Genomic DNA, 22,594 nt, shown 5'->3' with positions numbered 1-22,594 from the left:
TCTTTACTGCCGCGCCGACTTCAGGCGCGGCCGTAGACGTCGTCGAAGCGGACGATATCGTCCTCCCCCAGATAGCTGCCAGATTGCACTTCGATCAGCTCCAGCGGCACCTTGCCGACGTTGCGCAGGCGGTGCGTGACGCCGAGCGGGATATAAGTACTTTGGTTTTCGGTCAGCAAGAACACCTTGTCGCCGCAGGTCACCTCGGCTGTGCCGGATACTACGATCCAGTGTTCGGCGCGATGGTGATGCATCTGCAGGCTCAGCACCGAATTGGGCTTGACCACGATGCGCTTCACCTGGAAGCGGTCGCCCATATCGATGGAGTCATAGCTGCCCCAAGGACGGTGCACTTGGCGGTGCGACAGATGCTCGGTGCGGCCGGTGCGATTGAGCGTGTCCACCACCTGCTTGACGTGCTGCACTTTGTCGCGCGCGGCGACCAGGGTGGCATCCGGGGTGGATACGATGACGATATCGTCAAGGCCGACCGTCGCCACCATGTGGCGGTCGTGCGAGCGCACTAGGGTATTGCGCGTGTCGAAGGTGAATACGTCGCCCTGGGTAGCGTTGCCGTCGTCGTCCTTCTCTGATGCCTCCCACAGGGCCGACCAGGAGCCGATATCGCTCCAGCGGCAGGCCACCGGTACGACAGCGGCGCGCGAGGTCTTCTCCATCACGGCATAGTCGATGGAGTCCTCCGGCACATTGCGCATGGTTTCCTGGTCGAAGCGCACGAAGTCCAGGTCCGGCTTGGCGGTCGCGAAGACTTCGCCGATGGCCTGGTAGATAGCCGGCGAATGCGCCTTCAGTTCGTCCAGGAAACGGGCGGCCTTGAACAGGAACATGCCTGAGTTCCAGTCGAAATCGCCGCTGGCGACGTACTTGGCCGCGAGCTCGGCATTGGGCTTCTCGACGAACTGTGCGACCTTGAAGCCGAACTCGCCGACCGCCTCCGCCCGCTTGATATAGCCAAAGCCGGTCTCGGGCGCCTCGGGGCGAATGCCAAAGGTAACCAGCCAACCCTCGACGGCCAGCGGCTGAGCGTGCTCGACCGCCTCGATGAAGCCCCCTTCCTCGCCGATCAAATGATCGGCGGGGAGCACTAGCAGTACGGCGTCCGGGTCTGCTTTGAGCGCCTGCATGGCAGCCAGGGCGATGGCCGGAGCGGTATTGCGCGCCGCCGGCTCCAGCAGAATCGATGCGTCGGTGACGCCCAGCTCTTGCAATTGCTCGGCAACGGTGAAGCGATGCTCCTCGCTGCAGACCACGATGGGCGCGCCAGCCTGGCCGAGCTTGCGCGTACGATCGACAGTCCGCTGGAACAGCGTCTGCTCACCGACCAGGGCTAGAAACTGCTTGGGCCGATTCTTGCGGGACAGTGGCCACAGCCGTGTCCCGCTGCCACCGCTGAGGATGACCGGAAGGATCATGTATTTCGCTCCAATCAGACTTAAACTTCGCAATTATACGTGTTCGCGCGAAGCTCAGTTGCTGAATTCTGATTCAGGAAAGCTGCGATAGAGCCAGCCGGGTTTTCCAAGTTTGGCCGGGCGAGTATTGCGGGCGCGCAGGAAAATATACTGTCCAAGATCGTAGCAACGATTTGGAATGGAAAATATACTTTTCGCAATGGTGGTAATTGGGAAGTAGATGTTCGAATGGTTTTCATGGACGTCGGACGAAAATATAACTTCCAGGTCGAAACCAGCATGGTCGAGCATAAGAAAGAGTTCATGCTTATTATATTCCCGGTTGTGTCGCCCGTAGACTCCATAGCCAGAGATCGGGTCATAGATGTTCTGGCCGGCCATCATTTTTGCGATATTTTCGAGTCGGTTTACATTCGGGGTCGAGAGAATGAGCAACCCGCCGGGCGTCAGTTTTTTCTTGATCCGTAGAAGCGCACCCAATGGATCGCCTACGAGATGCTCGATTACTTCGCAGAACAAAATAATATCGAAGTGCCCTTCGAAGGGTAGGTCTTCCAGGTCGACATTATTGTTGAGAAAGTCGAACGTAAAATATTCACCACTATCGGCGTTGTTCATGGTTTGACGGCCACCACCACCTTGAATGCCGAAGTAGTTGGTGCAATGGATCTCGTGTTGGCGGAATTTCTTAAGCAGCAGTGTCGTGAAGTAGGGATTTGCGCCAATTTCGAGTAGCCGCTTGCGGCCCTCAGGAACGAGTGCCAAAGTGTGGACAAAGCGCAGGAAGTCCTCATTGAGGTAGTTGGCGAGTTCGGCTGCTGGCGCGCCATCGAGCGCGAAACCAGCGAGGTAGGACTTCAGGGAGTCCTGATCGTATTTGGCGGGAAATGAGGCGGGAAGTATTAGAAGGGGGAAATGCTCGAGCAATTCGTCGTGCATGGGTCTATTGCCCTCCAGGGCTGAAGATCTGCCTTTGGCTGCGCCTTGCCGACGTGCGAGTCCCTTAGGCAATATCCCGCATGTATACCGATTGACGACTCGCGTTGCCAGCATTCTCGGCACATATTCGTATGTTGATGGTCGGGCGTCAGGTAAGGTGACACGGGTGGCCTGAGGAGGTCGCTGTTCCAGGGGGGGCGGGCCGGAGTGCTTAAGGGCCCGGCTCCTGCGGTACCGGCGACGCCTCAACGCAGGGGGCACCAAGAAAGTGCTGATCAGATGTTAAAATGAAATTCTACAGAAGCCGCGCAAGGGCCAGGTGCCCTTATCGCCGCTTGTAAATCTTTTGCTCATTTTGAGGCCAATCATGTCCTACAAATCTAAGCGTGTGCTGGTGACTGGCGGCGCAGGCTTCCTTGGCTCGCACCTTTGTGACCGTTTGATTAGTGCAGGGCACGACGTGTTGTGCGTGGATAACTTCTACACGGGCAGCAAGGACAACGTCGCCGGGTTGTTGAGTAATCCCCGCTTCGAGCTGATGCGGCACGATGTCACCTTCCCGCTATATGTGGAGGTGGATCGCATCTTCAATCTCGCCTGTCCTGCGTCACCGGTCCATTACCAGCACGATCCGGTGCAGACCACGAAGACCAGCGTGCACGGTGCTATCAACATGTTGGGCCTGGCCAAGCGCGTGCGCGCCAGGATTCTCCAGGCCAGCACTAGCGAAGTCTATGGAGATCCTGAAATCCATCCGCAGGTCGAGGGTTATTGGGGGCGCGTCAATCCGGTGGGCGTCCGCAGCTGCTACGACGAAGGCAAGCGCTGTGCCGAGACCTTGTTCTTCGATTACTGGCGCCAGCACCAGTTGGAAATCAAGGTTATGCGGATTTTCAATACCTATGGGCCGCGCATGCATCCGAACGATGGCCGCGTTGTGAGCAACTTCATCGTCCAGGCATTGAACGGCGAGCCGATCACCATTTATGGCGACGGCACTCAGACGCGCAGCTTTTGCTACGTGGATGATCTGATCGAGGGCATGCTGCGGTTGATGGACAGCCCGGCCGATTTCACCGGCCCCGTCAATATTGGCAATCCCGGCGAGTTCACCATGTTGCAGCTGGCGGAGACGGTCCTGAAGCTGGTGGGAGGCACCTCGCGCATCGTCTACCAGCCACTGCCGTCAGATGATCCCAAGCAGCGCCAGCCGGACATCAGCCTGGCCAAGGCTACTTTCGATTGGGAGCCCAAAGTCTGCTTGGAGGATGGTTTGAAGGAAACCATCGCCTACTTTCGCCGGCGTCTGAAGGAGTGATCGACGTGACAGCATCGATGGTCGTAGTCATGCCGGTGTACGAGGATCTGGAAGCGTCCAGCCGGCTGTTTCAGGAGTTGGCCAAAAGCCAGGGCCTCGGTACGTACATCGTTGCCGTGGACGATGGTTCCGTGCGTCAGCCTTTGGACGCCCGTTCGATTTCGGCAGCCGGTCTGGAAGGTGTGGTGGTCAAGTTGCGTCGCAACGTCGGCCATCAACGGGCTATCGCCATCGGTCTATGTTATGTGGCTGAGCATTTTGGGGAAGACGTCCGCGTCATCGTGATGGACTCCGATGGCGAAGACACTCCCGAAAGCATCAGCGAGCTGATCAAGGGCCTGGATTCCAGCGACATCGACATCGTAGTCGCTACTCGTCGCAGCCGGGTGGAGACCTTAAAGTTCAGGGCCTTTTACGTTGTCTACAAGCTGCTCTTCTCGCTGTTGAGCGGGCGCCGCATTAGCTTCGGCAATTTCATGGCGGCGAAGATGCCAGCCGTGCGCCGACTGGCTGCGATGCAGGAGCTATGGACGCACGTGGCCGCTTGTGTGCTGAGCTCGAAGCTGAGGGTCGGGAGCTGCGCGCTGGATCGTGGTCCGCGTTACGCGGGACGCAGCAAGATGAATTTCGTCGGCTTGGCGCTCCACGGCTTCCGCGCGCTTATGGTGTTTGCAGAGGACGTACTGGTCCGGGTAGGCGTCGCCTGCACGCTGGTGGCAGGCCTGTCGGTGGTAGGTGCACTTATTGCGACGATATTAAAGGCGGTTGGGTTCGCTACGCCGGGCTGGTTCTCGCTCGCCTCGGGGATTCTACTACTGGTGTTCCTGCAGACAGCCGCGCTGACGCTGATCGTGCTATTGCTATCGGGCATGATCCGCGGCGGTGGGGTGCTGGTCGCCGGCAGCTATCGTGACTTCGTCGAAGCGATCATCAATGCCTCGGAGCGATAGTTTGTCATTTGGTGGGCAGATCGTTCGCTATGCGATCAACGGAATGGTGGCGACGTTGGTTCACTACAGCGTACTACGGTTCAATATCGAGGTGATGAAGGTGCCGTCGGCGGGAGCGGCCAATGCTCTTGCCGCCATCTTCGGCATCACGGTGTCGTTCATCGGTAGCCGCTACTTCGTCTTCAAGGCCGCGCAGGGAGGCTTGATGCGGCAGGGAGCGCTGTTCTTGCTCACCTATGCCTGCATTGCGGCCTTGCATGGGCTCATTTTATATATCTGGACCGACCGTTATGGTTTGAATTATTCCGTCGGTTTCCTGCTGGCGACTGGAATGCAAGTGAGCTGCAGCTTCGTCGCGAACAAGTTCATGGTGTTTCGATGAGTAATTATCGAAGGGCACTGATCGCAAGCGCGATCTTCGCGCCGGTTATGCTGCTGGTCTACTACATTCACATGCGCTATTTCCGCGTCAATGTAGTCCTCTATGCATCGGTCCTAGATGTTTTTGTGGCCGTCGTGCTAGTCGGCGCGGTACTAAGCCTGCGCGGCTTTCTGTCTGCAATGAGCGGGCTGGAGCGACTATTGCTGTTCGCGCTGTGGGTGGCTACGGGGTATGCCTTCGCCGTAAGCGTGCCGACGATCATCGACCGCTCGCTGTCGTTCTACATCCTGGAAAAACTTCAGCAGCGCGGTGGCGGAATCCGGCAGGGGCGCATGAAGGACGTATTCGTGAACGAATATATGGTGGAGCATCATTTGGTCGATATTCGGCTCACCGAGCAGCTGCAGTCCGGCACGATCGAGATCCATGACGGCTGTGTCCATTTGACTCCCAAGGGCGAATTCGTGGCGAGCATGGGGCGCTTCTATCGTACTCATTTCCTGCCGCGCCATCGCTTGCTCATGGGCCAGTACACGGATGACCTCACGGATCCGTTTCGGCACAGTACGCAGAACGTGGATTACCGATGCGAGTAGTGAATCGGCATTCCACCATGTGCAGATGGTTGCCCTTCGTGCTGGGCGGGCTGCTGGTTGCCATGTTATCCGCGCTATGGGCTCGCTACGTGCTGGGCCCGATTCCGTTCGACACGTCTGCAGGTGGATGGTTGTGGGGTGATCTGGCGCAGGTGCGGATAGCCTGGGGACAGTACCTGTCGGATCCGGATGCACATTGGCTTACCACCAATCGGCTGAGCTATCCAAAGCCGATGAGCATTGCTCTGTTTGACCCTATGCCGCTGCTGCTGCTACTGGCCCGGCCGTTCGCCGGCTGGGTCGGCGAGGGGCACCAATACTTCGGCTACTACTTCGGCCTATGCCTGCTGCTGCAGGGCGTGTTCGGCTACCTCGCCACCAGCAGGGCGATGGTTCTGGCTGGCGGCGGACAGTCCTGGGCCTCCCGTGGCTGCGCGGTCCTGGCCGGGTTGCTATTTGCTTCAGTGCCTTACACGTTTGTCCGATTTCAGGGACATACGGCACTTTCTTCACAATGGGTGCTGGTATTTGCCATTTGGGTAGTGCTGAGTACGCTGGACTGGCCGTGGCAGAAATGGTGCTTGGCGAATGGTGCCGTTCTGTTAGTCGCGACCGGCATCAACCCATATTTCGTGCTGATGATATTGATCAGCGACGGTGTGCTGGTTGCTCTGCTGCTCAGGCAACGCCGGTACCGCGAGGTGCTGATCAGGTTGAGTGTGCTGGTCGCCGTGGCCGCGGCAGGATTAATGATATTCGGCTTCATCGCAGGATCGACTGCTGATACTGGCGGCTATGGCGTGTACTCGATGAATCTGCTTGGACCCTTGGATTCCAATGGGCGCGGTGGATTGCTACCTCTGGACGTCGCCGATGCCACCGGAGGACAGACATTCGAGGGGTTCGATTACGTCGGGGCCGGTTTGTTGGCACTGGGTACGGTTGCGCTGGCAAGCGGGTTATCGCGTCGGCGATCGACTTCGCGTTTCCCGTTTTTGGCCGCGCTGCTGATCTCGACGTGTTGTGCCATCCTGGCGATGTCGACCCATCTAACGGTCGGCAGCTACGCTGTGGATATCCCAGTGCCGCGCGCGGCGATCTTCCTGCTTTCTCGCTTCCGTGGCAGCGGCCGGCTGTTCTGGATGGCCGGCTTCTGGTTACTGCTGGTTGCAGTAGCGGCATGCGTCACGCATTTCGGGAGCCGGCGAACGGTATTTGTCTTGGCCATGACGGTACTGGCGCAGTTCGTCGACCTGCGTCCACTCGCTGCAGATGTGCGTACTAACATCGCCTCGTACAGTACCCAGCGCTTGAGTGGAGTGCCCGACGGAAACTACAGCGCGATCCTGGTTTTTCCGGCCTGGCAATGCGATACAGTCAAGACGCCGGGCGGCGTACGCAATTATGAGTCCATCGGCTATTTCGCACTTGGGCATCACATACCGACCAACAACTTCTATGCCGCTCGCACGCCCGACTCTCAGCAGCGTTTCCATTGCAATTACGACGCACGACTGAAGCAGGTCGATTCGCGGGCGGCATACCTGCTATCTGAGGAGCTTTTCACGCAGTATCGCGATCGATTCGCGGCGATGCAGTGCCAGCGTTTGGCAGGGATGGATGCCGCTTGGTCCTGCTTGCCGGAGGGGGGGCGGTGATGTCCGCCTCGACCGACCGTGGCCGGTGGCACATCGCCTGCTGGTCGTTCGCGCTGGTCGCGTCAGCGATCGCTCTGTGGTCGGCATGCTCACGCGCGGTCTTCAACGGGGTGGATCTGGCGGCTTGGCAGAACGACTGGTCCACGTTGATCGGTTGTTTTCACAGCGTGGCGAATGGGCGCTGTGAGGGCGTGAGCAAGTTTCCTGTTGCCTATCTGCTCAATTCCGCGTTGCTGGCTCCCGAGGCGATGCGGGGGCTTCGTTTGGCCTTACTCACTACTGGGGTGCTGCTGCTGCCTCTTCTATGCGTTCTCGCTGGCGCCGGAAAGGCCATCTTGTTGCGGGGTGGAGCGGGCTATCTAGCCGCGTTGGCGCTGAGCCCATTACCAATGTTCTATCTTTATTCCGGAGCGCTGGAAGTTCAGGCGGCCGTGTTCTGCGGCATATACATTGGCACTCTCGCTCGCTTTTGGTCCGATCCCGCGTTGGACGGCAGTCTAGTCTGGTTGGCGATCCTGTGGATCTCGGGTCTGCTGTTCCCACTATACAAGGACACCATAGCTGTCTTCGTCTGCGTGGGCATATTGATGTTGGCGACGATCTATCGCAGACGGTTGCGTGAGCTTTGGGGGAATGCTTCAGGCCGCTCCGGCCTGATTCGATTGACCTTCCATGCCGCTATTCCGGTACTAGTAGCCATGGCTATTTCCGCGCTCTACAGCCAATTGAAGTATGGAGTGCCGTTGCCACTAGCCTACATACAGGAATCCCGAGAGACCACGCCGTCACTCACCATCAGTGCCGAATTCCTGCTTGGCTCATTACTGTCGCCCAATGGCGGCGTCCTGATATTCTGGAGCTTCCCGCTATTCGTGGCGTTGCTGTGCTGGCGGCTTTCCGGCGTTATGCCGAGGGCGCCGGCACTAGTGGTGGCGGGCTCGGCAGCGGCGCTCTCCTGCCTCGCCTTCGCTCGCTGGTGGGCACCGTTCGGCTGGGACTCTTGGGGCGACAGGCTGATGTTACAGCCTATGCTTTCGCTGCTGGTGGCCATGTTGATCTGCCAGCGTACGGCCGGCGAGACGGTCGCACGCCGCGGCGCGACCGCATTTGCCAGGTGGGTCTGCGTGCCGGTGGTGGCCTGCTCGGCTTACTACATCGCCGTGTCGTATATAGCGCCAACCGGCCAGGCCTTGTCAGCGTCATTGTGGCAGGGGCCCTCCTGCCAGCGAATGCAGCGGGCCATGAGCACCGAGGCGGTGGCCGTTGGCCTGGCCTTCTGGAAAACCGATCGTTATTACCAGTGCGCGCGTGAGCGAATGCTCCACATTCCCCGCATCTAGACATCCGCTTGAATCGAGGCATCATTCATGAAGATCGCAATTGCCGGCACAGGCTACGTTGGACTTTCCAACGGCTTGCTCCTTGCGCGCCACCACGAGGTGGTGGCGCTGGACATCGTGCCCGCCAAAGTGGCCATGCTCAATCGCGGCGAATCGCCAATTCACGACAAGGACATCCAGCAGGCGCTAGCCGGTGATGGTCTGTCGTTCCGCGCGACATTGGATCCGCGAGAGGCTTATGAGGGTGCTGATTACGTCATCATCGCTACGCCGACCGACTACGATCCGGAAACGAATTACTTCAATACTGCTTCCATTGAAGCGGTGATCCGCCAGGTACTGGAGATCAATCCAGCGGCGACCATGGTCATCAAATCGACCATTCCGGTGGGCTACACCCAAAAGGTGCGCAAGCAGTTCGGTGTATCGAACATCGTGTTCTCACCGGAGTTCCTGCGTGAAGGGCGGGCGCTCTACGACAATCTACATCCGTCGCGCATCGTAGTTGGCGATAGCACGCCTCAGGCCCGGCAGTTCGCTCAGTTGCTGCGGGAAGGCGCGATCAAGCAGGATGTGCCGGTCCTGTTCACCGACCCGACCGAAGCGGAGGCGATCAAGCTGTTCGCCAACACTTACCTGGCCATGCGCGTTTCTTATTTCAACGAGTTAGACACCTATGCGCTCTCGCATGGACTGGACAGCCGCCACATCATCGAGGGGATATGCCTGGATCCGCGCATCGGCGTGGGCTACAACAATCCCTCGTTCGGCTATGGCGGCTACTGCCTGCCGAAGGACACCAAGCAGTTGCTGGCGAACTACCAGAGCGTTCCGCAGAATCTGATCCGGGCGATCGTGGATTCCAACACTACCCGCAAGGATTTCATCGCCCAGGACGTACTCAGCCGCAAGCCGCGGGTGGTTGGCATCTACCGCCTCATCATGAAAAGTGACTCGGACAATTTCCGCTCCTCAAGCATCCAGGGCGTCATGAAGCGTATTAAGGCGAAGGGCGTAGAAGTGATCGTATACGAGCCATGCTTGGCCGAAGAAGAGTTCTTCCATTCTAAAGTGGTCAACGATCTGGCGCAGTTCAAGGCCCAGGCTGACGTCATCATCAGTAACCGCATGTCCGACGCGCTGGCGGACGTAATGGAAAAGGTCTATACGCGCGATCTGTTCGGCGACAACTGAGAGTCGCCGGCTTGCCTCGACATGGCTGCATTCCGCCATGTCGAGAGCGTGGGCAAATTTAGCCGATCGCCGCTTCCAATTCCGGCAGAATCTTGAACAGATCCCCCACCAAGCCAAGATCTGCGATGTCGAAGATCGGTGCTTCGGCGTCCTTATTGATAGCGACGATGGTACCTGCGTCCTTGATGCCGGTCAGGTGCTGGATCGCGCCGGAAATGCCGACGGCTACATAGAGTTCTGGTGCGATGATTTTGCCGGTCTGGCCGACTTGCATTTCATTTGGCACGTAGCCGGCGTCGACCGCCGCACGCGAGGCGCCGACCGCCGCGCCGATCTTGTCGGCCAGCTTGTAGATAATTTCGAAGTTCTCCTTCGAGCCCACGCCGCGGCCGCCGGAGACGACCTTGGAAGCGCTCTGCAAGTCCGGGCGGTCACTCTTGCCTTGCTGTAGGCCAATGAAGCGTGTGTGGCTCGGCAGTGCCGCATCGATGCTCAGCGCTTCGATGCCGGCGTTGCCGTTGGCCGGAGCCGCTGGCCAGGAGGCGGTGCGAATGGTGGCGACGACCTTCGAGGCCGCGTCCACTTCCACCGTGACGATCGCGTTGCCGGCATAGATCGGTCGCTTGAAGCTGTGTGGTCCTTCCACCGTCATCACGTCGCTGACTTGTGAGACGCCGAGCAGTGCAGCAACGCATGGAGCGATGTCCTTGCCGAAGGTGGTGGAGGGGGCGAATACGTGGCTGTAGTCCGCTGCGGCTTGCGCGATCTGCGGCGCATAGACGGCAGCCAGCGCGTGGGCGTTTTCCGCACGGGTGACGGTGAGAACGCGGTTGACGCCACCGATCTTGGCTGCTTCGCGGGCTACGGCATCGGGTGCATCGGAAAGCACAATGACATCAATGCTCGCGCCGGTCACCGCGGCGGCGGCGCTGACGGCACGGGCAGTGGAGGCGTTTAGCTTGCCGTCCAGATGCTCGGCGATAACGAGGATCTTGCTCATCTTCAGACTCTCCTGTGCGGCTGCCTTACAGCAGGCCCTTCTGCTTGAGGGCCGAGACAAGTTCGGCGGCGTCTTTCACCATTACGCCCTTGTTGCGCTTGGCGGGGGCGGCGAAATGGGTGGTCTTGATGTGGTCGGCGGCCGGGACGCCTAGGGAGCTGAACTCGACCACTTCGATCGGCTTCGATTTGGCCTTCATAATGTCCGGCAGCTTGATGAAGCGCGGTTCATTGAGGCGAAGGTCGGTGGTGATCACCGCCGGCAGCTCAGCTTCGATGATCTCCAGGCCGGCGTCCACTTCGCGCGTCACCGTGACCTTGCCGTCGGCGATCTCCACCTTGCTGGCGAAGGTGGCCTGGGGACGGTCCCATAGAGCAGCCAGCATCTGGCCGGTCTGGTTGGCATCATCGTCGATGGCCTGCTTGCCCAGGATCACCAGTCCAGGCTGCTCCTTCTCGGCGAGCTTCAGAAATACGCGTGCGGCGGTCAACGGTGCGACGGCATCGCTCGTTTGGACGTGGATGGCGCGATTGGCGCCCATGGCCAAGCCGTTGCGCAGATGGGCGGTCAAGTCAGCGGGGCCGATACCGACTATGACAACTTCTTTGGCAAGGCCTTTCTCGCGCAGGCGCAGGGCCTCTTCCAGGGCAATGTCATCGAAGGGGTTGGCTGAGAGCTTGACTCCATCGGTCACCACGCCGGTGCCATCGGGCTTGACCTGAATGCGAACGTTGTAGTCCACGACGCGCTTATAGCCCACAAGAATCTTCATTTACGGACCTTTTGGCAGACGTTCGGGCCGTGAGCCCAAAAATAAGGATAGGGAGTTGATTGACCAGTATAGCGTGGGGTGGATGGGACCTGTGGGGCATGGCGCCGGCCCGGCGCTTTGCTTGCGCAAACCTTACAGGTTACGATTGTCGCCGTTCAGTCATGAAACTCGGGGCCGCGCTCGGGGAGTGCCGCGGTGTTCTGGGGGTGCCCGTGAAGCTCATTATTCAGATACCTTGCTATAACGAGGCGAGCACCCTTGCCGTCGCCCTGGCCGACCTTCCCCGCGAGGTAGCCGGTTTCGACCGCGTGGAATGGTTGGTTATCGATGATGGCAGCGCCGATGCCACTGCGGAGGTGGCACGGGTCTGTGGTGTTGACCACGTCATACGGCATCAGAAGAACCGGGGGTTGGCGAGGGCTTTTATGACGGGCATCGACGCCTGCCTTCGCCTGGGAGCCGATGTCATCGTCAACACCGACGCAGACAATCAATACGTTGCCGCGGATATCCCGGTGTTGATCCAGCCTATCCTGGAGGGCCAGGCAGAGTTGGTGATCGGCGCCCGCCCGATCCATGGCATCGAGCATTTCTCGCCCCTGAAGAAATGGCTGCAACGACTTGGCAGTGCAGTGGTGCGCTTGGCCAGCGGTTCGAACGTGCCCGATGCCCCGAGCGGGTTCCGCGCGATCGCGCGTTCGGCCGCGCAGCGCCTGGTGGTATTCAGCAATTACACCTACACACTGGAGACCATTATCCAGGCAGGCCAGAAGGATATGGCGGTAGTCGCCGTCCCGATTCGTGTCAATGGCGATCTGAGGCCATCCCGACTCGTGCGCAGCACCGTGTCATATGTGACTCGAAGCATCGCCACCATCGTGCGGATTTTCGTCGTGTACCGACCATTCCGGTTTTTCGCTGGCATCGGGGCGTTTCTGTTTCTTGCCGGTTTGATCCCTGGAGGGCGCTTTCTCCTGAAGTACATGTCGGGAGACGGCGATGGGCATGTGCAGTCATTGATCCTGGCTGCCATTCTGCTGGGCATGGGCTTCCAGACCATGCTTATCGCTTTCGTCGCGGATCTGCTCGCGGCCAATCGAAAGCTGCTGGAAGAGGTACGGTTCCGCATATTGAGCGCATCTGACGTCCATACCGCCCAGCGTGCTGAGAACCCTCCAGGAGACTGCGCGAAGGTAGTGGAATCTATGAGGGACGCCGGGCCCTCCAAGGCACCACGATGGGCGTGAAGATCGCCGGCGGGACCAATGATGACACTGGATTGGTTGTGGGCAATGCCTACGACAAGTACGGCTCGAAAAATCCGGTCGTTCGCTACCTGATGCGCGGCTTCGAAGAAGCGCTGTCTGCTCTGGTGCGGCGTGCTGCGCCAGAGAGGATCCACGAAGTAGGTTGTGGCGAGGGTTACTGGGTCCTGCATTGGCTCGCGCAAGGCATCCCGGCGAGCGGTTGCGACGTGTCGGCTTATGTCATCGATATTGCCAGGCAAAATGCGGCCGCAGCAGAAGTGACGGCCAGAGTATTCGAGGTGCGGAGCATATATGACCTCGATCGTAAGCCTGACCCCGCTGAATTGATCGTGTGCTGCGAAGTGTTGGAGCACGTGGACAATCCGCGCCGCGCACTTGCCAGGTTGGCCTCGATTGCCGGTGGCTATGTATTGTTGAGTGTGCCGCGTGAGCCAATCTGGCGATTGCTCAACATGGCGCGCGGAAAGTATCTGGGGCAGTTCGGCAACACGCCTGGGCATGTACAGCACTGGTCCGCCAGTGCATTCATTTCCATGGTGTCCGAGGTATTCGATGTGGTGGAAATCCGCACACCGTTGCCTTGGACCATGGTGTTAGCCCGTCGCCGCCACTGAGGGCGGCGATGTGAGGGACTGGAAGCGGGCGGCACATATTGCGGGTGGTTTGCTGGCCGCCGGTGGCGGCGCGTTCATGTTGATGCGCCTGCACGAGCAGGCGGGAGCTCTTGATCTTTCGCGCATCAGCACGTCGCAATGGTGGGGGCTAGCTACACTGTTGATCGTTAACGTGGCGATGTTGGCTCTGCTCGCCATCGGGTGGCGGCAGGCGCTGCTCGGTTGGGGGGCGGAAGTCTCGCCGCGTTGGGCTTTGGCGACCTATGGTAGAACCCAGCTTGCGCGCTATGTGCCGGGCAACATATTCCATTTCGCCGGGCGGCAGTTGATCGGCATGTCATGTGGTATTCCGGCGGGCGCATTGATCAAGGCTTCCGCGACCGAGCTGGCATTGCTGGTCACCTCCGGGTGTTTGCTGGGTGGGCTGGCGGCCCCCCTGTATGCGACGTGGGCGCCTTCCTTGGTCACGATGGCCGCCTTTCTCACGATCCCCATCGTAGCTTCGGTGCTGTGGCGCATGTCTGGGAAGGTCGTCATGCAGGCCTTCCTTGCGTACCTGGCCTATATGGCGCTTTCGGCGTTGGTGTTCTTGGGTATCTTGTTCTTGCACGCGCCCCCGGGCTCGATACACGGGGAATGGATAGCCCTTGGCGGAGCATATGTGGTCGGATGGCTGGTCGGTGTGGTGACGCCTGGTGCGCCTGCCGGGCTCGGGGTACGCGAAATGGTGCTTCTGGTTCTGCTGCGTGGCCAGGTGGATGGTGATCTCTTGTTGTTTTCGGTGCTGATGACGAGGGTACTCGCCGTGCTTGCGGACGTGTTCTGTTTCGTCCTGGCTGCAGTGATGCGGCCTAATGCCGAACGGGGGGGCAGAGCATGAAGGATGCAGCCGTTGCGCAGCGATGGGCGAGCTGGGGTCTCGCTTTGATGGCCTTCGCGCTGGTATTGCTGGTTCATGGAGCGGTTCCTGGCGTAGCTATGCCTACGTTGGGGCAGGGCATATGGACCGCTAGCTTTGGCCAGTCGATCGCCAACCAGCATGGTCTGGCGATATACGCGAGGGATTTCGGCTTGCCAGCGCCGGCACCGATACCTTTTGGATTAGCAGGCGCGCTTCCATGCGGCTGGTTCATACTTATCGGACTGCATCCGGCTGATGCCTATGCGGCCATGGTCGCCTTCTGGTTAGCCATGGCCTTTGCAGGGGCATATTCGTTGGTGAGGGGCGTCGGTGGTGGATCCTGCGTCGCCACCCTTCTGGCAACGGTTTGGTTGACCTTGCCCATGGTCTGGGAGCATGCCGACTACAGCATGCTGTCGCTCGGTATCGCGTTATTACCGGCTTATATACAGTGTTCGCTCCTGGCCTTGCGCAGAGGTGGGGTTTGGTTGGTCCTGCCCTTTGTGGCATCGCTTGTTGCCGTTTTCATGGACGGCTATACCTTCATCATGTATGCCGTGATGGCGCTGGCGCTGGTGGTCGCCGACGCTTGGATGACGTCGGGCAGGCGTATAAACAGGTTGGCATATGGGTGGGGTTGCCATGTGTTCGCATTGGGCACCGCCTACGCGCTGTACCGCCAATATGCCCATCCCGACCAATATGATGTTGCCTCGATGGATTTCTTCCGAGCTTGGGGCTTGGATATCTCCTATGTGATGGTGCCCACCCGCGGCGAATACTGGCTATGGGATCTGCTGGGCATGGGCGTCGCGCGAAGCGGTCGTACCTTCTTCGGCGATGCCTCCACCTGGACCACCACGTTCTGCCTGCCATTCTTGATATCGGTGCTGCTAGCAGCATTTCGGCTCCGCGATCGGCAACGAACGATACTGCTTCTGGTCATGCTGGCCGGGTTCTATCTTTCTCTTGGTCCCTCGCTGAAGGTCGACGCGCGCCGGAGCGTCCCACTAACGAATGCGGCTGACCTTACGATGCCGGCGAGCCCGGATCTTGTGCCGACGGGCGCGGCCTTGTTGTACCGGCATGTACCTGCGTTGTCGCTCATGCGGGCCGCATATCGATGGGCCGCGTTGGGACTGCTCGCCGGCTGGTTGTTGCTGGCTTGGGCATCAGGTACGCGTCCAGCATGGCTATGGCCGTTGCTTGCTGTCATAGTGGTGTGCGACCTCCCGCATCCCTTGGACCGTCTGCGTGATGGCGTCCAGTATCGACGCATGCTGCAAGCAATCGATCGGGATTTCGTCGCGCAATTGCCCCCCACTCACGGCAAGCCCGTGGCGTTCGTGCCTTATGGCAACGATTTCCTTGCAGCTTATGCCGCAGCACGCGGGCGCATACCTACGTTCAATATCGGTGGTGACAAAGGTCTGGCGATGGCCGAGCGGACCTGGCCGGCGAGCATGAAGGCACTCGATGTTCCCCCGGTTCCGGGGGGGGGATCGCATTGTGGCTTTCCTTGCCGATGGTGTTGGTGCCGGTGTAGTAGTCCCTTATGTGAATCTCCTTGATGCCGCGCATTTCTGGCCTTGCCCATCGATAGCGCCATTGGATGCGAGCACGACGCACCGCCAAGGTCTGCCTTCGAGCGATTGCGTGCAAGTGGCCCGCGAGGCGCTAGCCTTTAGGTTGCGGGTACTCGCTCGATCTCCTTTCTTGGAGGTGAGAGATCATCCGTATTTCGTCTTCGTGTCGTTGCGGCAACCTGATGTTCCCTCGTCTATGGACGGGGGCGGCTATTCCGCTGGATATCCGATACTGCCGATGTCCGGGTTGCAGCGTCTCGCACTTCGTGACGGTTGGCACGAGCCAGAGGCAAATTTGGTATGGTCGGGAGCCGTCGCGCAGATTGACCTGCCCGTGCCGGAGAACTGCGTGGCAGAGACTTGCAAGGCCGTAGTCCATTTCATCGCTTTTGGCGCGAGTGCGGCGCGGCCAGTCAAGGTAGTGTGGTCCTCATCGGGGAGCGCTTCGGCATGGCACGAAGAAATCATAGTGACGTCCGGCGAAGCCGTATCGATCGCTTTGCCGCTTGAAAGCGGTGCGGCGCTTCGCCGTTTCCGCGTAAGTGTGCCCGAAGCCACATCACCAGCGAGACTGATGGGAAGCGCTGACCAGCGCATACTTGGAATTGCTTTGCTAGATGTCCAAGGGGAACGAGTAGGAAACGCCGCCATCGAACGGTGACTGCGAGCTACACCTGGTCGCCCCCTTCGGAGCGCCGCTAGGCTTGCATGATGGACCGTGCCAGCATGTCCGCACTTTCCTTCCAGTTGAACCATGTGGGATGCGCGCCGGGGCGGGGGCGGTCGATCAGCCACCGGGTTATATGTGTAGCCAGCTGGGCCGCCGATCTGCCTTCGAAGTATGAAGGGTAGTCACCAGCAACTTCGCGAAAAACGGGCAATGCGCGCGCAATGATGGGTTTGCCTCGCTGGGCCGCCTCGATAAGTGGCAGACCAAAGCCTTCGCCTAGCGATGGCGCCAGTAGAGCGGTGGCCTGGGTATAGATGGCATGCAGCACATCATCGTCTACGTTGTCCAGCCAGAACAGGCGCTTCCCGCGCTCTTCGTGCCGATCAAGTCTGGAGACCAGCTCGCCGACCAGCCAACCTTGCCTGCCCACAATTACCAGGTTGGCGTCCACGCCTGCACTCCACAGTAGCTCGAATGCCTCCAGCGCCAGCCCGTGGCCTTTGCGTGGCTCCAGCGTGCCGACCATCAGCAGCGATGGTCGCGTCTTCATAGCCGCGGATAGACCGGCATCGAGTTCACCGGTGCCACGCGGTGCCTGCGGATCGGCCCCAAGAAGAAAGTGAGCGATCTGGGGCCACTCGCGCGCATCATGCGTGGCGAGCCAGCGGGATAGTTCCTCGGCTGTACTTCGCGACACGCAGTGCACTACATCGCTCAATGTGGTGATCAGTTCCAGCCATTGCCGGAAGCTGGCGCGCGTCTGCGCATGGAAGGCCTCTGGCAGCGTTACCGGCAGGATGTCGTGGACGATGAAATGCATCGCCACCCCCGCCTCGCGCCAGCGGCGCAGCAGCGGTGCGCTGGACGGCAGGCTCTCCATGCTCCAGTCCAGGCCGACGAATACTTCGTCGGCGCTCACACCCACTATGTCGCCGGGAAGATCGGCGGGCACTGCGATCCCCAGCAGCTCGCAGGCATAGGCATGCGCGTGGCGATACCGCCCGTCGCGGAACATCACCGGCTCGATCCGCACTCCATCCGGCGGATCGCGCAGCCAGGCGCCGAGGATGGAGCGCACCACGCGCTGCACGCCGGTGCGCAGATCGCCGTGCGCGATATGGGTGACGTCGATCAGCCAGCGCCGGTTCGCGCGCGGGCGGGCGCGGTCGAGCGCATCGGCGACCTGGGCCAGCTCGCCATCCTTCAGGCGTGCCGCGCAGGCCTGGGCAATGTCGTCTTCCATCAACCGTTGCCGGGTCCAGGCGTGATCCATGATGGCGCTGTCCCATGACGGGTCTTGCGCTTCGCGCACGGCCACCGCGTCCTGTTCGAGCAGCTTGCGCCAGTCGCCGGGCTGTTCGGTAGCGGTCAATCCGGCATAGCCGCGCAGACGATACTTGTCCGCGGCTTGCATGCGACCCGGCGCGGGCCAGGGTCCGCTCCATTCCACACAACCCGGCCACTGCCGGATCAGCGGAAGCAGTTCACAAACGCTGTCGGTGTCGACACGATAGAGCGGCAGCACAGCGGTGCCGGCGAGTTCGGCCGCTTCCGCCGCACGGCGAATGGCGGGCGCCGGCATCACCGATGCAGGCCTCCGCCGCGGCACCTGCGCCGTACGCGTTTCGATCGCAGCGAGGGCGCGCTCGGCGACCTGGTTCCAGCTGAAGTGCGCGGCGCGGCGCAGACCGTTCTCACGCAAGCGCTGCCGCAGATCTTCGTCCTGCAATGCGGCCTGCATCGCTTGCGTCATCGCACCTGACACGGCGCTGTCGAATAGATGCTCGGGGGCGCCGACGACTTCCGGCAGGCTGCTGCTATCGTTCGCGAGCACGCAGGCGCCGCAGGCCATTGCTTCCAGTGGCGGCAGACCGAAGCCTTCCTGCGCGGAAGGAAACACGAACAGCGCGCAGGCCTGATACAGGCCGATCAGCTCTTCATCCGATACGAAGCCAGTGAACACGACTTCCTGGCGCGCTAGCCCTGCCTGCCTGGCCACCTGCCCTAGCCGCGCGCGATCGGCGCCATCAAGCCGGCCCGCGATCACCAGGCGATGCGCTTCGCGCAGCGGCGCCGGCAAGGCAGCGAACGCGCTGAGCAGCGCGGGAACATTCTTGCGCTCGTCGAAACCGCCGCTGTAGAACACGAACGGGCGATCGATGCCGAAACGCTGGCGCGCCCAGCTCAACGCATCGACGCCGGCCGCCGCCGGCGTAAAGCGCGGATCGACGCCCGCGCCGATCACCGCGATGCGTTCGGCCGCGATGCCCAGGCGCGCCACCGCGTCATCGCGCACCCAGCTGGAAATCGCCAGCAGCAGATCGCAGCGCTTGAGCTGTTCCAGCCGCGACAGATACCAGTCGCGTGCGCGGGAGCGCCCGAGCTGCTCGGCATCGTGCAACGGAATCAGGTCATACAGGGTGGCGACCATGCAGGCCGATGGCGAACCGTGCGGAGCGAGTGCGTCCTCATGGAAACCCTCCATCACGCTGCTGAGCCACACGGCATCGGCGCCGCTGGCGTCGAGCACATGCGTCATGACTCGCTCGGCCGCTTCGCGCAGCGGCTGGTGTCCTGGGTTGTCCGACGAGGTGCGCCGGATTGGGCCATAGCTGGAGCGCGGCGCGGCCAGCCCGGCCCGGCGCAGCGAGGCGATGCAGTCGTCGATGCCACCTAGCGCGGCGTTGAACAGCAGGCCGACCTCATGGCGTTCCGCGGCGATGCGCAGAAAAGCTTCGGTCAGATGCTGCGTATAGCGCCCGATGCCGCGATGGCGGCTCGGCGTTTGCACGCCCTGCATATCGATGCGGATCTTCAACGGAAGCTTCTCGTGCGCATGCGCTCGAAACTGCGCCGGCTTCCCTCGGGCAGCTGTGTGGGGTCAACGTCCAGCCGCGCTTCGGGATAGGCTGCGCGCCGTGCCGCGGTACGCAGGCCGGCATCCAGCGCGGGAATGCGATAGACCACGCCGGTGAGCCAGCGCTTGAGGCGCGGGTAGCGCGACACCGCTTCGAGCAGCGTTACCGTCGCATGTCGCAGCAGGCCCTTCATGATGGACGCGTGCCGAGCGCGCGGCGCAGCGCGGCCAGCGCCTGCTCCGCGGAAAAGTACTGGCGGATATTGTTCAGGCCGGCATCGGACAGCTGCAGCCACAGCGCTTCGTCGTGATGCAGGCGCAGGATGGCCGCGGCCATCTCCGCCGCGTGATCGGCGATCATCGCGTTGACGCCGTCCTGCAGATGCATGCCTTCGGCCGCGATGCGCGTGAGCACCACCGGCAGGCCGTGGCTCATGGCCTGGTTGACCTTGCCTTTGACACCCGCGCCGAAGCGCAGCGGCGCCACCGAGACCAGGCTACGGTCGAGCAGTGGGGTGAGATCGGGCACGCGGCCGTGGACGACCACGCCTTCGCGCTCGATGCGCCGCCGCGCGGCCAGATCGATATCGCCGACCACATGCAGCACGATCGACGGATCCCGGGCGAGCAGCAGCGGCAGCACTTCGTCGACAAACCAGCGCACCGCGTCCTCATTCGGCGGATGGCCGAAACCGCCGACGAACAGCAGGCCGCTGCGGCCCTGGAAGCCGCCGGTACGGCCACGCGCGGCGTGGATATTGCTCACCACTTCCACCTGCGAGGACGGCGCCTTGGTGCTGAGCACAGCGCGTTCTTCGCCGCTGACCACGAATACGATGTCCGAGCGATGCACCATGTCCAGCTCGCGACGCTCCGAGCGGCGCGCCCGCCGCACCAGCGCTGCGGTGCCGGCCAGCTCGGCCGCGCGCTGCTCGCGGATGAAGTGCAGGTCGACCGTATCGAACAGCAGCTTGGCATGTGGCGCATAGCGCCTGACCACGCCGTGGTACTGGTCGGCCACCGGCAGGCGGCACAGCATCACCGCTTCCAGCTGCCGGCCTTCGCGCGCCAGCCAGGGCAGCGGTGGTTCGGTCACGATGCGCACGCCGAGTTCGGCCAAGCGCGCGGCATCGGCGGGCGAGGTGTCGCCGTCGTCGGCCAGAAAGTCGATCGCCCAGCCGTCGGCATGCAGCAGCGCGAAGATCTGGCATAGCCGCATCGAGCCGGAGTCGCGCGAGGGATCGGGCGTCATGCTATCGACGATCAGGATGCGCCGGTACGGCGCGGTTCCCGCCGGCGCGCGCACCTCGATCAGTGTGGTGACGTCGGTGACGCGGGGTCGTTCATGCAGCGCCCGGCGCACCGTACCACGCCATCCGCGCATCGCGATGCTCCCGGCCACGCGATGCGCCAGGTGCGAGAGACGCAGCAGCTTCCAGCCGAGATGCATCACAGGTTCTGGTAGTTCGGGCCCGACCCACCTTCCGGGGTGACCCAGTTGATGATCTGGTACGGGTCCTTGATGTCACACGTCTTGCAATGCACGCAGTTGGCGGCATTGATCTGCAGCCGCTTGCCGGCTTCGTCCTGCACGACCTCGTAGACGTTGGCCGGGCAGAAGCGCTGGCAGGGGTTGCCGTATTCCTCGGCGCACTTGGTGACGCAGACGGAGGTGTCGAGCACGTGCAGGTGCACGGGCTGGTCCTCGTCGTGTTCGGTGGCGGCGAAGTAGACGCCGGCGAGGCGGTCGCGCGGGGCCAGTTCGCGCTGCACGTAGTCGCGTTTGGGTTCCTCCTGCTGTCCCAGCTTGTGCAGGGACGACCAGTCGGCCTTGTTCTTCAGCGTCCAGGGCGAGGCGCCGCCGACGGCGGTTTCCCAGGCGGCGTTGAGCATGCCGAACCACAGGCCCTTCTTGAAGGCGGGCTTGATGTTGCGGACCTTCTTGAGCTCCGCCATCACCTCCGAACCGCGCAGCTTGGCGTCGAAGCCGGCTGGGTTCAGGCCGGATTCGGCCAGGTGCTCCGCCGCCAGCATGCCGCTGCGGATGGCCTGGTGGGTGCCCTTGATCTTCGGCACGTTGAGCAGGCCGGCCGTGTCGCCGATGAGCAGCGCGCCAGGCATCTCCGTCTTCGGCAGCGACTGATAGCCGCCCGTAACGATCGCGCGCGCGCCCGCGGACAGAATGCTGCCGCCCTCCAGCAGCGATTTCACCGACGGATGGTTCTTCCACTGCTGGAAGGCCTCCCACGGCTGGTAGTTCGGATCGCTGTAATCCAGGCCGCTGACGTAGCCCAGGGCGATGCGGTCCTTGTCCAGGTGGTACAGGAAGCTGCCGCCGTAGGTGTGGCTGTCGGCCGGCCAGCCGAAGCTGTGCACGATCTTGCCCGGCTGCACGCGGCCCGCGGGCACCTGCCACAGCTCCTTGATGCCGATGGAATAGCCCTGCGGATCACTGTCTTTGTCCAGCGCGAAGCGCTTGATCAGCTGCTTGGTCAGGCTGCCGCGCGCGCCTTCGGCGAGCACCGTGACCTTGGCCTTGATGTCGATGCCCTGCGTGTAGCCGGCCTTGTGCGAGCCATCCTTCGCCACGCCCATGTCGCCGATGCGCACGCCGGCGACGGCGCCGTGCTCGTCGAAGATGTTGTCAGCGGCGGCGAAACCGGGGAACACATCCACGCCCAGCGCCTCGGCCTGCGGGGCCAGCCAGGCGCACATGGCGCCGAGCGAGACGATGAAGTTGCCGTGGTTGTTCATGCCCGGCGGCACCGGCAGCTTGCGGCCGCCGGTCTTGGTCAGCAGCCAGAACTCGTCCTCGGTGGCCGGCACGCAGACCGGCGGCGGGTTGTCGCGCCAGCCGGGCAGCAGCGTGTCCAGCGGCTGCGGCTCGATCACCGCGCCGGACAGGATCTGGGCGCCGATGGTGGAGGCTTTTTCGATCACGCACACCGTGACATCGGGCTTGAGCTGCTTGAGCCGGATCGCGAACGACAGGCCGGCGGGGCCCGCGCCCACGACGACGACGTCGTATTCCATGATTTCGCGTTCGCTCATCGGCTGCTCCAAGTGATGCCCGGCTGGCTGTTTTCGCTGGCTTGTGCGCCGCGCCAGCGACGCGG

19 protein-coding genes are annotated in these 22,594 nt (G+C 61.6%); 11 read left to right on the top strand and 8 right to left on the bottom strand.

Features of this window, described 5'->3' with window-relative positions; all coding sequences use genetic code 11:
- Positions 1 to 20: 20 nt before the first annotated feature.
- A complete protein-coding gene (locus RKE25_RS19355; RefSeq protein ID WP_311839716.1) occupies positions 21 to 1,433 on the bottom strand; it encodes a mannose-1-phosphate guanylyltransferase/mannose-6-phosphate isomerase in 1,413 nt (470 codons plus the stop codon).
- A gap of 54 nt (positions 1,434 to 1,487) precedes the next feature.
- Positions 1,488 to 2,372: a class I SAM-dependent methyltransferase gene (locus RKE25_RS19350; protein WP_311839715.1), complete on the bottom strand. Its 885-nt coding sequence runs from the start codon at positions 2,370 to 2,372 to the stop codon at positions 1,488 to 1,490.
- 367 nt (positions 2,373 to 2,739) lie between these two features.
- Here RKE25_RS19350 and RKE25_RS19345 point away from each other — a divergent pair, with 367 nt between their 5' ends.
- From RKE25_RS19345 to RKE25_RS19315, 7 genes are read left to right on the top strand one after another with little or no spacing between them, the layout of a single operon-like run.
- Positions 2,740 to 3,690, top strand: coding sequence for a UDP-glucuronic acid decarboxylase family protein (locus tag RKE25_RS19345; RefSeq protein WP_311839714.1), 951 nt, complete (start codon positions 2,740 to 2,742; stop codon positions 3,688 to 3,690).
- A gap of 5 nt (positions 3,691 to 3,695) precedes the next feature.
- On the top strand, positions 3,696 to 4,640 hold the full coding sequence (locus RKE25_RS19340) for a glycosyltransferase (protein ID WP_311839713.1): 945 nt from the start codon (positions 3,696 to 3,698) through the stop codon (positions 4,638 to 4,640).
- Positions 4,624 to 5,022, top strand: a complete 399-nt coding sequence (locus tag RKE25_RS19335) for a GtrA family protein (protein ID WP_311839712.1) — start codon at positions 4,624 to 4,626, stop codon at positions 5,020 to 5,022. The genes RKE25_RS19340 and RKE25_RS19335 overlap by 17 nt, the downstream gene beginning before the upstream one ends.
- Positions 5,019 to 5,618: a hypothetical protein gene (locus tag RKE25_RS19330; RefSeq protein ID WP_311839711.1), complete on the top strand. Its 600-nt coding sequence runs from the start codon at positions 5,019 to 5,021 to the stop codon at positions 5,616 to 5,618. Before RKE25_RS19335 ends, RKE25_RS19330 begins: the two co-directional genes overlap by 4 nt.
- Positions 5,618 to 7,276 carry a DUF6311 domain-containing protein gene (locus RKE25_RS19325; protein ID WP_311839710.1) on the top strand — a complete coding sequence of 553 codons (1,659 nt, stop codon included), beginning with the start codon at positions 5,618 to 5,620 and terminating at the stop codon, positions 7,274 to 7,276. Before RKE25_RS19330 ends, RKE25_RS19325 begins: the two co-directional genes overlap by 1 nt.
- The gene (locus tag RKE25_RS19320) at positions 7,276 to 8,616 is read left to right on the top strand and encodes a hypothetical protein (RefSeq protein WP_311839709.1); all 1,341 of its coding nucleotides are present in this window, start codon (positions 7,276 to 7,278) and stop codon (positions 8,614 to 8,616) included. Before RKE25_RS19325 ends, RKE25_RS19320 begins: the two co-directional genes overlap by 1 nt.
- A gap of 27 nt (positions 8,617 to 8,643) precedes the next feature.
- Positions 8,644 to 9,810 carry a nucleotide sugar dehydrogenase gene (locus tag RKE25_RS19315; protein WP_311839708.1) on the top strand — a complete coding sequence of 389 codons (1,167 nt, stop codon included), beginning with the start codon at positions 8,644 to 8,646 and terminating at the stop codon, positions 9,808 to 9,810.
- A gap of 58 nt (positions 9,811 to 9,868) precedes the next feature.
- On the opposite strand, the gene RKE25_RS19310 is transcribed toward RKE25_RS19315, so the two are convergent.
- Both RKE25_RS19310 and RKE25_RS19305 read right to left on the bottom strand, forming a co-directional pair.
- Positions 9,869 to 10,810 (bottom strand): FAD-binding protein, encoded by a 942-nt coding sequence (locus tag RKE25_RS19310; RefSeq protein ID WP_311839707.1) that lies wholly within the window; start codon positions 10,808 to 10,810, stop codon positions 9,869 to 9,871.
- Between the two features lie 25 nt (positions 10,811 to 10,835).
- On the bottom strand, positions 10,836 to 11,582 hold the full coding sequence (locus tag RKE25_RS19305) for an electron transfer flavoprotein subunit beta/FixA family protein (protein ID WP_311839706.1): 747 nt from the start codon (positions 11,580 to 11,582) through the stop codon (positions 10,836 to 10,838).
- Between the two features lie 212 nt (positions 11,583 to 11,794).
- On the opposite strand from RKE25_RS19305, the gene RKE25_RS19300 reads away from it, so the two are divergent.
- The 4 genes from RKE25_RS19300 to RKE25_RS19285 are packed head-to-tail and all read left to right on the top strand — an operon-like array spanning position 11,795 to position 15,936.
- Positions 11,795 to 12,829 (top strand): glycosyltransferase family 2 protein, encoded by a 1,035-nt coding sequence (locus RKE25_RS19300; protein ID WP_311839705.1) that lies wholly within the window; start codon positions 11,795 to 11,797, stop codon positions 12,827 to 12,829.
- On the top strand, positions 12,820 to 13,464 hold the full coding sequence (locus tag RKE25_RS19295; protein WP_311839704.1) for a class I SAM-dependent methyltransferase: 645 nt from the start codon (positions 12,820 to 12,822) through the stop codon (positions 13,462 to 13,464). Before RKE25_RS19300 ends, RKE25_RS19295 begins: the two co-directional genes overlap by 10 nt.
- Positions 13,465 to 13,474: 10 nt before the next feature.
- The gene (locus RKE25_RS19290) at positions 13,475 to 14,344 is read left to right on the top strand and encodes a hypothetical protein (protein WP_311839703.1); all 870 of its coding nucleotides are present in this window, start codon (positions 13,475 to 13,477) and stop codon (positions 14,342 to 14,344) included.
- A complete protein-coding gene (locus tag RKE25_RS19285; protein ID WP_311839702.1) occupies positions 14,341 to 15,936 on the top strand; it encodes a hypothetical protein in 1,596 nt (531 codons plus the stop codon). Before RKE25_RS19290 ends, RKE25_RS19285 begins: the two co-directional genes overlap by 4 nt.
- A 713-nt stretch (positions 15,937 to 16,649) precedes the next feature.
- On the opposite strand, the gene RKE25_RS19280 is transcribed toward RKE25_RS19285, so the two are convergent.
- From RKE25_RS19280 to RKE25_RS19265, 4 genes are read right to left on the bottom strand one after another with little or no spacing between them, the layout of a single operon-like run.
- Positions 16,650 to 19,439 carry a glycosyltransferase family 1 protein gene (locus RKE25_RS19280; protein WP_311839701.1) on the bottom strand — a complete coding sequence of 930 codons (2,790 nt, stop codon included), beginning with the start codon at positions 19,437 to 19,439 and terminating at the stop codon, positions 16,650 to 16,652.
- Complete coding sequence (locus tag RKE25_RS19275) at positions 19,436 to 19,672, bottom strand: hypothetical protein (RefSeq protein WP_311839700.1); 237 nt, start codon at positions 19,670 to 19,672, stop codon at positions 19,436 to 19,438. Before RKE25_RS19275 ends, RKE25_RS19280 begins: the two co-directional genes overlap by 4 nt.
- Entirely contained in the window at positions 19,669 to 20,928 is a 1,260-nt protein-coding gene (locus tag RKE25_RS19270) for a glycosyltransferase (RefSeq protein ID WP_311839699.1), read from the bottom strand. Before RKE25_RS19270 ends, RKE25_RS19275 begins: the two co-directional genes overlap by 4 nt.
- Positions 20,928 to 22,529, bottom strand: coding sequence for an electron transfer flavoprotein-ubiquinone oxidoreductase (locus tag RKE25_RS19265; protein WP_311839698.1), 1,602 nt, complete (start codon positions 22,527 to 22,529; stop codon positions 20,928 to 20,930). Before RKE25_RS19265 ends, RKE25_RS19270 begins: the two co-directional genes overlap by 1 nt.
- Positions 22,530 to 22,594: the final 65 nt, after the last annotated feature.

Origin of the sequence: Dyella sp. BiH032 (genome assembly GCF_031954525.1) — a bacterium.
Lineage (GTDB): Bacteria > Pseudomonadota > Gammaproteobacteria > Xanthomonadales > Rhodanobacteraceae > Dyella_D.
Note: the sequence above shows the minus strand (reverse complement) of the source record. Positions and strands in the feature narration are given on the sequence as shown.

Bases quoted from the DNA above. Each gene is read 5' to 3' on its own strand.
- RKE25_RS19330 (WP_311839711.1), top strand. From the start codon at position 5,019: ATGAGTAATTATCGAAGGGCACTGATCGCAAGCGCGATCTTCGCGCCG.
- RKE25_RS19345 (WP_311839714.1), top strand. From the start codon at position 2,740: ATGTCCTACAAATCTAAGCGTGTGCTGGTGACTGGCGGCGCAGGCTTC.
- RKE25_RS19305 (WP_311839706.1), bottom strand. From the start codon at position 11,582: ATGAAGATTCTTGTGGGCTATAAGCGCGTCGTGGACTACAACGTTCGC.
- RKE25_RS19355 (WP_311839716.1), bottom strand. From the start codon at position 1,433: ATGATCCTTCCGGTCATCCTCAGCGGTGGCAGCGGGACACGGCTGTGG.
- RKE25_RS19285 (WP_311839702.1), top strand. From the start codon at position 14,341: ATGAAGGATGCAGCCGTTGCGCAGCGATGGGCGAGCTGGGGTCTCGCT.
- RKE25_RS19310 (WP_311839707.1), bottom strand. From the start codon at position 10,810: ATGAGCAAGATCCTCGTTATCGCCGAGCATCTGGACGGCAAGCTAAAC.
- RKE25_RS19335 (WP_311839712.1), top strand. From the start codon at position 4,624: ATGCCTCGGAGCGATAGTTTGTCATTTGGTGGGCAGATCGTTCGCTAT.
- RKE25_RS19320 (WP_311839709.1), top strand. From the start codon at position 7,276: ATGTCCGCCTCGACCGACCGTGGCCGGTGGCACATCGCCTGCTGGTCG.
- RKE25_RS19275 (WP_311839700.1), bottom strand. From the start codon at position 19,672: ATGAAGGGCCTGCTGCGACATGCGACGGTAACGCTGCTCGAAGCGGTG.
- RKE25_RS19350 (WP_311839715.1), bottom strand. From the start codon at position 2,372: ATGCACGACGAATTGCTCGAGCATTTCCCCCTTCTAATACTTCCCGCC.
- RKE25_RS19270 (WP_311839699.1), bottom strand. From the start codon at position 20,928: ATGCATCTCGGCTGGAAGCTGCTGCGTCTCTCGCACCTGGCGCATCGC.
- RKE25_RS19315 (WP_311839708.1), top strand. From the start codon at position 8,644: ATGAAGATCGCAATTGCCGGCACAGGCTACGTTGGACTTTCCAACGGC.
- RKE25_RS19295 (WP_311839704.1), top strand. From the start codon at position 12,820: ATGGGCGTGAAGATCGCCGGCGGGACCAATGATGACACTGGATTGGTT.
- RKE25_RS19265 (WP_311839698.1), bottom strand. From the start codon at position 22,529: ATGAGCGAACGCGAAATCATGGAATACGACGTCGTCGTCGTGGGCGCG.